16 protein-coding genes and 1 pseudogene are annotated in these 13715 nt (G+C 62.0%); 10 read left to right on the forward strand and 7 right to left on the reverse strand.

Annotation, left to right across the window (positions count from 1 at the left end; all coding sequences use genetic code 11):
• Positions 1-67: 67 nt before the first annotated feature.
• Positions 68-400 (forward strand): hypothetical protein, encoded by a 333-nt coding sequence (locus tag ABE456_RS00155; RefSeq protein ID WP_003253895.1) that lies wholly within the window; start codon positions 68-70, stop codon positions 398-400.
• Positions 401-446: 46 nt separating this feature from the next.
• Here the strand turns inward: ABE456_RS00155 and ABE456_RS00160 are convergent, their stop codons facing one another.
• The 4 genes and pseudogenes from ABE456_RS00160 to ABE456_RS00175 all read right to left on the reverse strand — a co-directional run bounded on the left by ABE456_RS00160 (position 447) and on the right by ABE456_RS00175 (position 2623).
• A complete protein-coding gene (locus ABE456_RS00160) occupies positions 447-758 on the reverse strand; it encodes a hypothetical protein (protein WP_346642157.1) in 312 nt (103 codons plus the stop codon).
• A 140-nt stretch (positions 759-898) separates the two neighbouring features.
• A complete protein-coding gene (locus tag ABE456_RS00165; protein ID WP_346642158.1) occupies positions 899-1087 on the reverse strand; it encodes a hypothetical protein in 189 nt (62 codons plus the stop codon).
• A gap of 137 nt (positions 1088-1224) precedes the next feature.
• Positions 1225-1544 (reverse strand): annotated as a pseudogene (locus tag ABE456_RS00170) (YbjQ family protein).
• A 194-nt stretch (positions 1545-1738) separates the two neighbouring features.
• A complete protein-coding gene (locus ABE456_RS00175; protein WP_346642159.1) occupies positions 1739-2623 on the reverse strand; it encodes an EamA family transporter in 885 nt (294 codons plus the stop codon).
• A gap of 183 nt (positions 2624-2806) precedes the next feature.
• Here ABE456_RS00175 and ABE456_RS00180 point away from each other — a divergent pair, with 183 nt between their 5' ends.
• Positions 2807-4009, forward strand: a complete 1203-nt coding sequence (locus ABE456_RS00180; protein WP_346642160.1) for an NAD(P)/FAD-dependent oxidoreductase — start codon at positions 2807-2809, stop codon at positions 4007-4009.
• A 162-nt stretch (positions 4010-4171) separates the two neighbouring features.
• Here ABE456_RS00180 and ABE456_RS00185 read toward each other — a convergent pair whose 3' ends face one another.
• Positions 4172-4783, reverse strand: coding sequence for an FMN-dependent NADH-azoreductase (locus ABE456_RS00185; protein WP_346642161.1), 612 nt, complete (start codon positions 4781-4783; stop codon positions 4172-4174).
• A gap of 133 nt (positions 4784-4916) precedes the next feature.
• Here ABE456_RS00185 and ABE456_RS00190 point away from each other — a divergent pair, with 133 nt between their 5' ends.
• Both ABE456_RS00190 and ABE456_RS00195 read left to right on the forward strand, forming a co-directional pair.
• Complete coding sequence (locus ABE456_RS00190) at positions 4917-5819, forward strand: LysR substrate-binding domain-containing protein (protein ID WP_346642162.1); 903 nt, start codon at positions 4917-4919, stop codon at positions 5817-5819.
• Positions 5812-6171: an MmcQ/YjbR family DNA-binding protein gene (locus tag ABE456_RS00195; RefSeq protein WP_346642163.1), complete on the forward strand. Its 360-nt coding sequence runs from the start codon at positions 5812-5814 to the stop codon at positions 6169-6171. Before ABE456_RS00190 ends, ABE456_RS00195 begins: the two co-directional genes overlap by 8 nt.
• 59 nt (positions 6172-6230) lie before the next feature.
• On the opposite strand, the gene ABE456_RS00200 is transcribed toward ABE456_RS00195, so the two are convergent.
• Entirely contained in the window at positions 6231-6644 is a 414-nt protein-coding gene (locus ABE456_RS00200; protein WP_346642164.1) for a DUF1294 domain-containing protein, read from the reverse strand.
• Positions 6637-7467, reverse strand: a complete 831-nt coding sequence (locus ABE456_RS00205; RefSeq protein ID WP_346642165.1) for an undecaprenyl-diphosphate phosphatase — start codon at positions 7465-7467, stop codon at positions 6637-6639. The genes ABE456_RS00200 and ABE456_RS00205 overlap by 8 nt, the downstream gene beginning before the upstream one ends.
• 300 nt (positions 7468-7767) lie before the next feature.
• On the opposite strand from ABE456_RS00205, the gene mcpP reads away from it, so the two are divergent.
• The 6 genes from mcpP (at position 7768) to ABE456_RS00235 (ending at position 13697) form a co-directional block, all read left to right on the forward strand.
• Positions 7768-9402: a methyl-accepting chemotaxis protein McpP gene (mcpP, locus tag ABE456_RS00210; protein ID WP_346642166.1), complete on the forward strand. Its 1635-nt coding sequence runs from the start codon at positions 7768-7770 to the stop codon at positions 9400-9402.
• A gap of 248 nt (positions 9403-9650) precedes the next feature.
• Positions 9651-10217, forward strand: coding sequence for a nicotinamide riboside transporter PnuC (pnuC, locus tag ABE456_RS00215; protein WP_346642167.1), 567 nt, complete (start codon positions 9651-9653; stop codon positions 10215-10217).
• On the forward strand, positions 10214-10783 hold the full coding sequence (locus ABE456_RS00220) for an AAA family ATPase (protein WP_346642168.1): 570 nt from the start codon (positions 10214-10216) through the stop codon (positions 10781-10783). Before pnuC ends, ABE456_RS00220 begins: the two co-directional genes overlap by 4 nt.
• A gap of 297 nt (positions 10784-11080) precedes the next feature.
• Positions 11081-11518 (forward strand): hypothetical protein, encoded by a 438-nt coding sequence (locus tag ABE456_RS00225; protein WP_346642169.1) that lies wholly within the window; start codon positions 11081-11083, stop codon positions 11516-11518.
• Between the two features lies 1 nt (position 11519).
• On the forward strand, positions 11520-12098 hold the full coding sequence (locus ABE456_RS00230; protein ID WP_346642170.1) for an adhesin: 579 nt from the start codon (positions 11520-11522) through the stop codon (positions 12096-12098).
• Between the two features lie 51 nt (positions 12099-12149).
• Complete coding sequence (locus ABE456_RS00235) at positions 12150-13697, forward strand: heme utilization protein (RefSeq protein ID WP_346642171.1); 1548 nt, start codon at positions 12150-12152, stop codon at positions 13695-13697.
• Positions 13698-13715: the final 18 nt, after the last annotated feature.

A 13715-nucleotide genomic window follows, 5' to 3' on the forward strand; every position in this document is an offset into this window, starting at 1 on the left:
GGTAGTGCGCTACACCGTGGTAGCGCCAACTGTGAAAAATCACCTACGAATGGGTAATGGGGGCTTTATGATGAACTTGAACAACAATCCGACTATCGACCAATTGGCCCAGCTGTTCGCCGTACGCAAGGACAGCCTTGACGACCACTTGCTGTGGGTCAGCCAAACCGGTGAAGTGCGCCTCGACCGCCTGCCACCGAACACGGTCGAAGATGAATTTGAAGAGCACCTGCCCAGCATGCGTGCCCGCTTCAAGGTCTACCGCCGTGGCCAGGGCTACGTCGGCAAGAAGGCCGCCGCCGACACCGAGTTCGTTGGCCGCGTACTGCAGACCCTGCAACAAGAATGGCCCGCTGCCCGTGAGCAGCAGGCAGTCAAGGTGATCGAACCGCTTAACTGAGGGTTCGCACCCTTACCAGAGCCCGGCCTGCATAGGCCGGGCTTTTTCATGCCTGGCGCCGCTGCAAGCGGGTTTCCGGCAAGGGCAAGGCACCGGTTGCCATCGCCCGGGCGCGGTCTACGCCCCATACCAGCGCGCGAGTCATGCTTTCGCCTGGCCGTGTGGGGTAATACTCCTCCAGCAATGCCCGCCCATCCCCAGCATACAACCCCAAAAACAGTTGGGTTGCCCCCAGGCGTGACAAGCGCACCTGTACATCCAGCGTGGTGCCGTCACTAAGGGCTTCGTCGTGGCTGCGGCTGTGCAGCTGGGCATCGGCCCACTGCCAATAGGTCTCTTCCCTGACTCGCATGTGCATTCAATCCTCCGTTGCTGGAATGCCGCGTCAGAAAACCACAGCCTTGGCCAGCCGGCGAGCGCTACCCGGCAATGCCATGAGGCGGATCAACGAATATCAACAAAAACCCCGCCATTCGGCGGGGTTGTCCTGGGGCGGGATCACTTTTTCAGCGGAACCCGCGGCATGAAGCGGCCTTTTTTGCTGCGCTGCAGGTGTGCAGGCTGGAGCTGTTCCGAATCATCCAGCGTCATGTGCGAGAAGCCCAGGCGGTATGCCGCCTGGCCACAGCGCACTTGGCTGTTGATCGGGAATGCGTCGTTCAGGTCTTCGAAAAAGGATTCGCTCATGCCCTGTATCCCTCCAGTGGCGGTCACGCCGGCAACCAGAATAGCTGCCCAGTTAAACGCGGCCTGGAAGTGAGACTAGCTGGTCATATGCGGACCGCCCAGACAAACACCCCGGACCCGACCAGCGGCTAAACGCTCTATTTCAACCGTACCGCAGTGCCGGTGGCGAACACCACGACCATGCCGCCCTGTACCGACGGCATGCTGATTTCGAAATCAACACCTACCACCGCATCGGCTTGCAACTGGCGTGCCCGCGCCTTCAATTCCTCGGTGGCCTGCTCACGGGCCTCGCGCAGCGCGCTTTCCAGGGTTTGCGAACGGCCCCGAAGAAATCGCGAAAACGTGTAAAGAAATCGCGCACGAAGTTGATGCCCTGCACCGATTCGGAACTGACCACACCCAGGTATTCGGCAATCGGGCGACCTTCGAGCTGGCTGGTGGTGGAAATGATCATGGGGGGCGCTCCGTAGGCCTGGCAAAAGAGGCCGATTCTAACAGAGCGCATTTCTCCCCGCAGATACGCACCCATTGTGGGAGCAGGCACCGCGTTGGTTGGCACGGGCTTCGCCCGTGTTCGCGGGCTCGCCCGCTCCCACAGGGACCGCGCAGGGCTTTTAGATCTTCAGTGAGGCAGTGCTAAAAGGCGAATTAAGCGCTGACCGCGCGCAAACGCTGCCCGATCCTTGCGCCAAACACGTTAACCAGCAACCCGGCCATCACCAACAAAGCACCCCAGCCCTGAGTTGCGGTCAAGCGCTCGCCCAGCAACAACGCCGAAGAGCTCAAGCCAATCACTGGCACCAGCAACGAGAACGGCGCCACCTTGCCGGCCGGGTGGCGCGACAGTAGCTTGCTCCACAGGCTGTAGCCGAGCATGGTGGCGACAAAGGCCAGGTACACCAGGGCCAGCACCGAACTCCAGCTGATATTGGCCAGGGCATGGCCAATGCGCTCGGGCCCTTCCAGCCACCAGGACAACGCCAGGAACGGCAATGGCGGGATCAGCCCACCCCAGATCACCAACGCCACCAGGTCAACCGAGCCAAAGCGCCGGGTAATGATGTTGCCCATGCCCCACATGGCGCCGCCACACAAGGTCAAAAGCAGCGCCAGCATCGGCACATGGCCGCCGTCTTCACTGCCGATCAAGGCCAGGCCACTGGCCGCCACCAGCAGCCCCAACACGCTGGCCAGGCGCAGCCGCTCACCCAGGAACAGCGCAGCGAAACCAAGGGTGAAAAATGCCTGCGACTGCAGGATCAGCGAGGCCAGCCCTGGCGGCATACCGCTGTACATGGCCTGGAACAGGAAGGCGAACTGGCCCAGTGAAATCGTCGCGCCATAGGCGAACAACCAGCGCCAGGGCAACTTGGGCCGCTTGACCAGCAAGATCGCCGGAAACGCCACCAACAAGAAGCGCAAGGCCCCCAGCAACATCGGCGGCAAGCCATCGAGACCAACCTTGATCACGACGAAGTTGACTCCCCAGGCGACAATCACCACCAGGGCGATGAGCAGGTCCTTGAGCGGCATTGCAGCTTCCTTCTTCAGGCTTTCTAGACATATTTCGTTACAGCATAAGGCTATTCCTTTAACAGGGACCAGCACAGTTGTGGCCGAGGGTTGCACAACAGTGACTGTTACAGTTTGCAAAAACCGCCGCCATACCGCACAGCAGGGTCTACCTTGTTAACCGAACTTCAAAGGAGTACGACCATGAAGCAGATCCTGATCATTGGCGCGGGCTTTGCCGGCCTGTGGAGCGCGCTAAGCGCCATCCGCCAGCTAGACCTCCATGGCAGCAAGGGTGTCGAGGTGACAATGCTCGCCCCCCAGGCCGAACTGCATGTGCGCCCCCGCTTCTACGAGCCCGACGTGCACACCATGGCCGCCCCGTTGCAGGAGCTGCTCGACGCCGTGAATGTGCGTTTCGTGCAAGGCACGGCCTTCCACATCGACGAAGCTGCCCGCCGTGTCAGTTACCGCACCCGCAGCGGTACCGAGTGCGCCCTGCCCTACGACCGCCTGATCCTGGCGTGTGGCAGTGTGCTCAATCGCCCTGAGATGGTTGGCATCGAGCATGTCTTCGATGTCGACAAGATCGACAGCGCTGCGCGCCTGGAAACCCACCTCAAGGCCCTGAACACGCTGCCAGACACACCCGCGCGCAATACCGTGGTGGTGGCCGGGGGCGGCTTTACCGGTATCGAGACCGCTACCGAAATGCCAGCCCGCCTGCGTGCAATCCTGGGGGAGGACACTGCTGTGCGCGTGGTGGTAGTCGACCGCGGTGCAAGGATTGGCGCAGCCCTGGGTGACGGCATCCGCCCGGCCATCGAACAGGCATCTGCGGCACTGGGCGTGGAGTGGGTCTGTGGCAGCACAGTCGCCTCGGTGGACCGGGACGGCGTGCTGCTGGACAACGGCCAGCGTATCGACGCGGGTACGGTGATCTGGACCGTGGGCTTCAAGGCCAACCCACTCACCGAGCAGATCAGTGGCGAGCGCGACCGCCAGGGTCGCCTGCATGTCGATGGCAACCTGAAGGTCAAGGGCAATGATGCGGTGTACGCAGCCGGTGATGTGGCTTATGCCGCCTGTGACGAGCTTGGCAACTACGCCGTGATGTCGTGCCAGCATGCGATCCCGCTGGGGCGCCATGCCGGGAACAATGCGGCTGCCGAGCTGATTGGCGTGGCACCGAAAACCTACAGCCAACCCAAATATGTAACCTGCCTGGACCTGGGTGCCTGGGGTGCGGTGTATACCGAAGGGTGGGAGCGTGCGGTGTCGCCACCGGAAGACAAGGCCGAGGCCAAGGTGCTGAAGGCGCAGATCAATACGGTGTGGATTTATCCGCCAGCAGCCGACCGCGCGACGGCGCTGTCGGCAGCTGATCCAGCGATCCCGGTAGCCTGAGGCAGACACGCCCATGATGTGGGAGCGGCCTTGTGTCGCGAAAGGGCCGCGAAGCGGCCCCAGCAATAGGTGCGTTGACGCTGAAATACTGGGGCTGCCATGCAGCCCTTTTGCGACACAAGGCCGCTCACACAAGGTTCGCGTCAGCCCGTGGACCCTTGATCAGGCCGCAGCGAACAGCTCGTTGGCAATCTGCGCCTGGGCAGCATCAATCGCCTGGCTGCGCTGCTCCGGGCCATAGGCCAGGCCGTGGGCGCGGACGATTTCCAGGTCGGTCACGCCAATAAAGCCGAGGAACACCTTGAGGAAGTCCTCGTGCCCGGCGCCAGTCGGCTGGCCAGCGTGCAGGCCACCAGCGGTGGACACCAGTACCACCTTCTTGTCACCGCACAGGCCTTCCGGGCCAGCTTCGGTGTAGCGGAAGGTCTTGCCAGCAACGGCAACGCGGTCGATCCAGGCCTTGAGCTGGGTCGGCACGGTGAAGTTGTACATTGGCGCACCAATCACCACGGCATCAGCGGCGAGGAACTCTTCCAGGGTTTCTGCGCTCAGCTTGGCTTCGAAGGCCTGGGCTGCGTCACGCATGTCTTCTGGGGTGCCAGCAGCTACCAGGGTGGCAGCGGAGAAGTGGGCGATGGCGTCGGCGGCCAGGTCGCGGTACACCACTTCCACGCTCGGGTCAGCGGCTTGCCAGGCTTGGACCACTTCACGGCTCAGCTGGCGGGAGGCGGAATTGTCGCCCAGGATGCTCGAATCGATATGCAACAGTTTCATGGGACTCTCCTGTGAATGACGACCGCAGCGTTGGGCGATCACAATGGGGAGAATCCTACCGAGGTGCTCAATGGCTGATAAGTCGGTAAAAATGCGTTAGTTTGTCCCACAGGTGGAACAGTGAGACATTCCCATGCAAGACCTCAACGACCTTTTCTACTTTGCCCGCGTGGTCGAAGCCGGTGGTTTCGCCGCTGCCGGGCGCCAGTTGGGCATCCCCAAGTCGCGCTTGTCACGGCGTATCGCCGAGCTTGAAGAACGCCTGGGCACGCGCCTGCTGCAACGTACAACACGGCAACTGAAGCTAACCGCCGTGGGCGAGCGCTACCTGCATCACTGCCAGGCCATGCTGATGGAGGCCGAAGCCGCCGATGAGGCCGTGGCCAGCATGAGCAGCGAGCCGCGCGGGCGCTTGCGGGTGTCATGCCCAGTGGCACTGGCGCACGCCTTTCTACCGGATGTCATCAGCCGCTTTCTGCAACAGTACCCGCTGGTGCAACTGGACATGGTGCTGCTCAACCGCCGGGTCGACCTGATTTCCGAAGGGATCGACGTGGCCCTGCGCGTGCGCGACCTGGGCGATGAAGACCCGGCCCTGGTCACCCGCCGCCTGCGCCAGGCGCAGATGCAACTTGTTGCCGCGCCCGGTTTCGCCGACCACATCCGCGAGCCGAGCGAACTGGCGTCATTGCCGGTGCTGGGCGCCGCCGAGGCAGACCGCCTGGTGCACTTCCGCCTGTTCGGCCCCCATGGCAAACAGCAGGAAATTGCCCTGGAACCACGGCTGGCCATTGATGACTTCGTGGTACGTAATGCAGCTGTACGGGCAGGCCTTGGGTTTACCGCGCTGCCCAGCATGTTCTGCGAAGAAGAGCTGGAACGCGGCGAGCTGGTGCGCTTGCTGCCTGACTGGTCGCTGCCAGGCGGCTACCTGCAGGCTGTGTACCCGCACCGGCGAGGTTTGCTCCCCGCCGTGCGCGTATGGATCGATCACCTGGCAACGTCGTTCGAGGCCTGTGGAGAACGGTATGTCTGAGCAACCCATGAACGAAGCCCAGGTAGCGGCGTTCTGCCTGAACCTGCCGGGTGCGCGGGAAGACTACAAATGGGGAGGCATCCGGGTGTTCTCGGTGGCGGGCAACAAGATGTTCGCGGTGCTCGACCTGGCCGGGGCGGGTTTGTCGTTCAAGGTGGCCGATGACTTGTTTCTGGGTTATTGCGACCGACCGGGAGTGCGGCCAGCGCCGTACCTGGCGCGGGCGCGCTGGATCAGCATGGCGCAGCCCTACCCCATGGGGCGGGATGAACTGTGTGATTTGTTGCAGCGCTCGCATCAGCTGGTGGTGCGGCGGTTGCCTAAACGGTTGCAGGTGGGGTTGGTGATCTAGTCAGCCTGTACCGGCCTCTTCGCGGCGGTTCGACGCGAAGAGGCCGGTACAGCCACGCATCAACCAAATGGCAGATAGCGCCCGTCGAGAAACAACCAGTCCGCCCAGAACACCTGGTGCACCAGCACAATCCCCCAGAACACCAGCTGGTACGAAACCTTGCGCGTCTTGTGCCGGAACAGCTGCTGCGCCAGCAGCGCGCCCGGCCAGCCGCCCAACAGTTCACTGGCATGCAGCACTTTCTCGGGCGTACGCCAGGCCTGCGTACGCGCTTGCTGTTTATCCTGCCAATACAGCAGCAGGCTGATCAGGCTCATCGCCGGGTACAGCGCCAGTGGCCACCAGGCCTGGTCGTTCCAGGCCATGCGTGCCGCACCCAGACCCGGCAACAGGCACAACAGCGCCAACAGCAGCAGCTTCAGGCGCGCATGACGCACGCCCTCCGCCCGTTGCCCGCGCAGCGCCTCAGCCATTTGCCGTGGCCCAGTCAACCCAACCGAACTGCCAGGTCGCCAGGATCAACAGGCCGAAAACAATGCGGTACCAGGCAAACGCCGCATAGCTGTGGTTGGCAATGAACTTGAGCAGCGCACGCACAGCGATCATGGCAAAAATGAACGAAGTCACGAAACCAATGGCAAACACCGGCAGGTCGCCGGGCTGGAACAGGTCACGGTACTTGTAGCCCGAATACACCGCCGCACCCACCATGGTCGGCATGGCCAGGAAGAACGAGAACTCGGTCGCCGCCTTGCGCGACAGGCCAAACAGCAGGCCGCCGATAATGGTGGAGCCAGAGCGCGAAGTACCGGGGATCATCGCCAGGCACTGGATAAAGCCAATCTTCAGTGCATGGCTCCAGCGCATGTCGTCCACGTGGTCTACCTCCACACGGTGCTCGCGGCGCTCGGCCCAGAGCATGATCACACCGCCCACCACCAATGCTGCCGCCACGGTGATGGGGTTGAACAGGTAGTGGTGAATCAGGTCGGCGAACAGTACGCCCAGCACCACCGCCGGCATGAACGCCAGCAGCAGGTTACCGGTGAAACGCCGCGCCGTGGGCTGGCTGGCCAGGCCGAAGACCACCTCGAAGATCTTGCCGCGAAACTCCCACACCACTGCCAGGATCGCCGCCAGCTGGATGATGATGTTGAAAGCCATGGCCCGTTCGCCGCCAAAACCGATCAGGTCGGCGACGATGATCTGGTGGCCGGTACTGGAAATCGGCAAAAATTCCGTCAGCCCTTCGACCACGCCTAAGATGATTGCCTGGAAGGCAGTCCAAAAATCCATTATTCCCCCGATGGAGCGCTGCTCATTGCAGGCCCCCTAGTTCTTGATTTGCTTGAAATAGCCGCACGCGGCCCGGCTGTTTTACAGCGACTGTTGGGCGCAACGCCAGTAGAAAAGTTCACGCGGCCTCAAGGTTTCATCTTGCGCGGCCGAAATCCTAGCAGAGCGCCTTTGCAAGCGCGCTATGCGGCCTGCTGCAGACTATTACAAAGATATCACTTAGCCATAAGTCGAGTGGGGGGCTGGCGCAAAGCATGCTTGGATGCACCTGAATAAAAAGAACAATGCGGGAGTTCCTTGATGAAGAGCCTGAGATCGATGTCGATCAGCCGTCGCTTGTGGCTGATCCTGTTGGTGGCTGTGGCCATGCTGGTGGTTTTGGGCCTGCTGATGCTGCGCCAGATCCATGGCGACCTGTACCAGGCCAAGGCTGAAAAGACCCGCCATGTGGTGCAGACCGCAGCCGGTGTACTGGCCTATTACCAAGGCCTGGAGGCGGCCGGCACGCTCAGCCGAGAAGCTGCCCAGCAACAGGCACTGCAAGTGGTGCGCGCCCTGCGCTACGACCACGACGATTACTTCTGGATCAACGACCTTGGGCCGAGGATGATCATGCACCCGGCCAACCCCAAGCTCGACGGCCAGGACCTGTCAGCCATCCGCGACCCCGACGGCTTTGCCGTGTTCAACGAGATGGTCGCCCTGGCCCGCCAGCAGGACGCCGGGCCGGTCAACTACCGCTGGCCCAAACCCGGTGCCAGCGAACCTGTAGCCAAGACCTCCTATGTACAGTTGTTCAAGCCCTGGGGCTGGATTATCGGTTCGGGCGTATACATCGATGACGTGCAGGCCGAATTTGCCCGCCAGTTGCGCGATGCCTCGCTGGTCGGCCTGGGTATCGCCCTGCTGATGGCGCTGGTCGTCAGGCTGATTGCCCGCAGCATTGCCCGCCCCTTGCAAGAGGCCGTGCAGGCCATGGGCAACATTGCCAGTGGCGAGAGCGACCTGACCCGGCGCCTGGACACCCATGGCCGCGATGAAATCACCCACCTGGGCGAGCACTTCAACCGCTTCAACGGCAAGCTGCAAGGCGTGGTCGGCCAGCTCCAGGGGGCGGCCCACGCCCTGGCCCAGTCTGCCGGGCACGTCGGTGACAATGCCGGCGCCGCGCAACAGCATAGTGCCCAGCAATCGTTGCAGATGGACCAGGTGGCCACCGCCGTCAACGAAGTGACCTACGCCGTGCAGGACGTGGCCAAAACCGCCGAACAGGCCGCCGAAGAAATGCGTGCCGCGCAGCAGCAGGTTAGCCATGGCCAGCAGGCTATCCACGGCAGCCTGGCGCAGATCGATCGCCTGTCGCTGACGATCGACCAGGCCGAGCAGGTGATCCGCGACCTGGCCGGGCACAGCACGCGCATTGGTGGCGTGCTCGACGTGATCCGCTCCATCGCCGAACAGACCAACCTGCTGGCGCTGAACGCTGCCATCGAGGCCGCACGGGCCGGTGAGCAAGGCCGTGGCTTTGCGGTGGTCGCCGACGAGGTACGCCTGCTGGCCCAGCGTACGGCACAGTCGACCGCCGAGATCCATACCATGATCGAGCACCTGCAAAGCCAGTCGGATGCCGCGGTCAAGGCCATCGACACCAGCAGCGAGGCATCGCGCCAGACCGTCGAGCAAGCCCGCGAGGCCGGTGCCAGCCTGGAGGCCATCAACCAGGCCCTGAACAACCTCACCGCGTTGAATGCCTCCATTGCCAGCGCCACCTTGCAACAGTCGCATGTGGTTGAGGAGATCAACCGCAATGTGCTGGATACCGCCGGATTGTCCCAGCAGACCGCTGATGCGGCGCGGCAGTCCAGCGATGCCGGGGTGGCGCTGGAGCAGTTGAGCGAAGAGCTGGAGCAGTTGCTGCGCCAGTTCCGGGTATAACTTAAAAAAGGCGACGCGGTCGTGGTGGGAGCGGGTTCACCCGCGAAGAAGGCGACGCGGTATATGGCACCGGCTACGCCGGTGTTCGCGGCTGAAGCCGCTCCCACAGGGTTCCTGGCCAGCTTGTAGAGTTGGCACAAGACAATTGCTCCCTCAAGTTCGAGCGCATCCCAGCCCCGACGCTATACACCTTCACTCTTCGACCCGCTACAATCGCGCCCCTCCCCCGCAGTCTCCAAGGATCGCCGATGTCCGGCCTTGAACTCATCGCCGCCGTCCTCGGCGTCACCGCTGTCTGGCTCACGGTCAAGCAGAACGCCTGGTGCTGGCCGATAGGCCTGGTCATGGTGCTGATCTATGGCTGGCTGTTCTACGAGGTAAAACTGTACTCCGGCATGCTGCTGCAATTGGCCTACGCCATCCTGCAACTGTACGGCTGGTGGCAATGGAAGCGCCCTGGCCACGCCGAAAATGCCCGCCAGGTCTCCCGCCTGCAGCGCCCGGCACTGTTCACTGGCCTGGCCGCCGGGGTGCTGCTAAGTGCCGCCCTGGGCGCCGCCATGGCCAACTGGACCGACGCCGCCCTGCCCTGGCTGGACGCCACCCTGACCGGCTTCAGCCTGGTGGCACAACTGTGGATGGCCCAAAAGCGCCTGCAGTGCTGGCCGCTGTGGGTGGTCGTAGACATTGTCTACGTCGGCCAGTATCTGCACCAACAGCTGTATTTCACTGCCGGCTTCTTCGCCGTGCTCACTCTGATCGCCGTGCGCGGTTGGCAGGAATGGCGCCGTGACCCGGCGCTGGTGCAGCCATGAATGCGCAACAGGCCATGAAAGTCCTGGTGTTGTGCGGCCCCGAATCCAGCGGCAAAAGCTGGCTCAGCGGGGTGATCCAGGCGCATTTCGGCGGCGTGGTGGTGGCCGAGTACGTGCGCCACTTCATTGACCGGGAATGCCGCGATACCTGCTACGCCGATATCCCTGCCATTGCCCGCGGCCAGTTGGCCTGGGAAGACCACGCCCGTGAGCAAGCGCCGCCGCTGTTGATCCTCGATACCCACCTGCTCAGCAACATGCTCTGGAGCCACGCCCTGTTCGATGACTGCCCGGCTTGGCTGGAACAGGCATTGCTGGCACGGCATTACCACCTGCACCTGGTGCTAAGCCCGCAAGGTGTGGATTGGGTTGCCGATGGCCAGCGCAGCCAACCCGAGCTAAGCGAGCGCCAACGCTTTTTCGACGACAGCCTGCAGTGGCTGAAACGGCATAACCAAGCGCACCAGATAATTGAGGGCAATTGGCCGCAGCGCCAGTTGCTGGCCCTGCAGGCAGTGGCTAAGCTCATTGATAGCGATATGCCAGCCTGCCCCACCGAGTGTTAAGCCACTGACACACCCCGGTGGGGCAAACCCCCCGAAAATGCGGGGCTTCACCCCGTTCCGGGGGCAGTGTCAAGCTCGTGATACACACCTGCAAAAACCCTTCCAGTCAAGGCTACTGGTGGCTTAGCCAGTAAAGCTCGCGGCTGCCTGTTTCACCGCTGAGACAGAATCCGTCGCAGTTTGTCATCCATCTGCCTTAACTGATTGATCTGAAAGTCATTCTCAAAAGCGGCACACCTTCTGCTCTCTTCCTGGCATCGCTGAACAGGGCCAGCGCACAAAGAAGGAATTGCCGTCGTGAGGAAAACTGACAAAGGCCTTTATCACCTGCTGCTAGCGGGTTGTGTACTGGCATCGCTGAGCCTGACAGCCCAGGCGGACAAGGGGATCATCATCATCACCCGCGATGTACAGACGCGCAACGCGACAGTACCGCCCCTGATCCCTGACCCGAACCCCACCACGGTCAACGCCAACCCTTCTGCCCATGTGCTCAAACAAACCAACGAGCTGAGTGACGGTGACTTCGCCACCATCAGCAGTGGCGCTGGTATCAGCAACATGATCACCCAGCAGACCAACAACCTGGGCGGCAACCTTGGCAACCAGTCGCAATTGCCCAACCTGTCGGGTGGTCGCGGAACGGGGTCGGGCAATGGCATCTCGAACATGGTCAACTCGAGCGTGCAACGCGGCCTCGCGCCGTTGCAGATTCTGACCGGCGGAGGCAAGTGAGATGAAGCACACGCTGCTGATTCTGGCCGCCCTTTGCAGTGCTCCGGCCTTTGCGCAATCCCTGGTTCCCGTCATCAACAACGCCGACATCGACAGCTCCGGCGCCCGCTACCAAGGCAACTTCTCCGTCAACCAGGCCGCTGGCGACCAGCAGCAACAGGCCAATGCGCGAGCCATCGCGGTCGGGCCAGAAGCGAACGCCAGTACCCAGATACGGCAACGCCTGAACACGCCCGCCGACCCCAGGATGGACGCCCGCTCGACCATCCAGGGCAACGCCTTCAGCAACGGCAGCGGCGCACTGGGGGTCAACCAGAGCGCCGGCGCCAATACCCAGCAAGCCAACGCACTAAGTATCAGCATTGGTGCACAACCGCAAAGCATCGACGACAGCGTCCTCATGCAACAGAACGTGGCGCTGCTCAACAGCTCCGGCCCAACTGACACCACAACTGGCCATCGCCAGGTCACTACCAGTGACCAGGCCTTCACCGGTAGCCGTGGGGTGGTTCAGTTGAACCAGAGTGCCGGGGTGGGAAACCGCATGGCCAACACCTTGAGCATACGGGTCGCGGATTGACCCTTTCAGTTAAGAACAACACTTAACCTAAATAGAGTACGGAGAATCACCATGAAACCCTCGATGGCAATCAAGCCTCTGGTTTTCGCAATTGCTGCGGTCATGGCTGTTGCTGTACAAGCTGCTGATCAGAGCGACCGGCGTGGCGGGCACCACAATGGCCACCATAACGGCCAACACACGCCTCCTCCAACCAAGATCCCTGTGTATGCCACTGCCAACGCCATGGACAGCCAGCGCAGCACCGGTAACAACATCTTCAACGCAGGGACCATCAACGAGGCCGAGATGAGCGAATCGGCCACTGGAGCTAGCGGCAACGTTGGGGTCAACGTGGCAGCCGGTAACGGTAACCAGCAGGACAACGCTGCAGCTATCGCCAACGCGTCCTCCGAGTCGAGCCTGGATAACAGCTTCGTGTTCGGTTCTGCCGAAGCCACTGCCGAAGTTCGCCAGTACAGCAACAACAACCGGGTCGACAACTGGTCCACCCAGTCTTCGGCTGTAATGAGCGGCTCGGCCGATGGCGCAGAAGGCAACGTTGGTGTCAACATCGCTGGCGGCGACCTGAACCAGCAGAAAAACACCATGGCCATTGCCAACACTGGCGCGCCACTGGGTAACGCAACCGCCACCGCCTCTGCCGACCAGAACGGCCCTGGCCTGACTGTGAACAACAACGCCGACCGCACCTATCGTGTGGACACGCTGACGTTCACTACCACCAAAAGCGGTTCGAGCTCGCGTGAAGGCACCTTCAACTCCAGCGATGACCGCAGCTCGTCTTCGAGCTTCAGCGTGGCCGGCTCGCAAAGCGCCAGCAACAGCGGCTCCAGCTCCTGGAACTCCAGTGGCTCTAGCAGCATGAACGCCAGCGGCTCCAAGAGCTCCAGCGCCAGCGGCTCGAACAGCTCCAATGCCAGTGGCTCGAATAGCGCCAGCGCCAGCGGCTCGAACAGCTGGAATGCCAGTGGTTCTGCCAGCAACACTGCCAGCTCGTCCAGCAGTGCCAGCCTGAACGCCACCCTGGCAGCCGCTGCCGATGCTACCCGTACTCACACCACCGATGACGGCCGTCGCGAACGTACTCGTACTGACAGCTTCGATGCCTCGCTGAACGCATCGCTCAATGCGTCGATCGACAAATCGCACGATAGCTCGTACGACTCGTCGTTCGAAAAAGCGTTCGACTCGTCGTTCGACAAGTCGAAAGAGTCTTCCTACGACCGCTCTCGCGACTCTTCGTACGACAAGACTCGCGAATCTTCCTACGAGAAGTCTCGCGACTCTTCGTATGAGAAGGCTCACGATTCGTCCTATGCCAATGCATCGGAGTCGGCATTCGAGAAATCGGGTGAGAAAGCCAAGCAATCCTCGAACGACGTGGCTAAGAGCTACAGCGAAAGCGACGCCTACGAGCTGAGCAACACCGTGTCCTTCCAAGTGCTGACCCCAACCGGCTGGGCCAACCCTGTGACCAACACTGCAACCCTGAGCGGTTCGGTGAATGGTGGCAGCGGCAACCTGGGCGTGAACGTGGCAGCCGGTGTCGGCAACCAGCAAAGCAACTCGCTGGCCATTTCCAACACCTCGTTCTAAACGCTGCGCTTGAGGCCC

This window comes from Pseudomonas sp. TWI929 (genome assembly GCF_039673335.1).
Taxonomy (GTDB): domain Bacteria; phylum Pseudomonadota; class Gammaproteobacteria; order Pseudomonadales; family Pseudomonadaceae; genus Aquipseudomonas.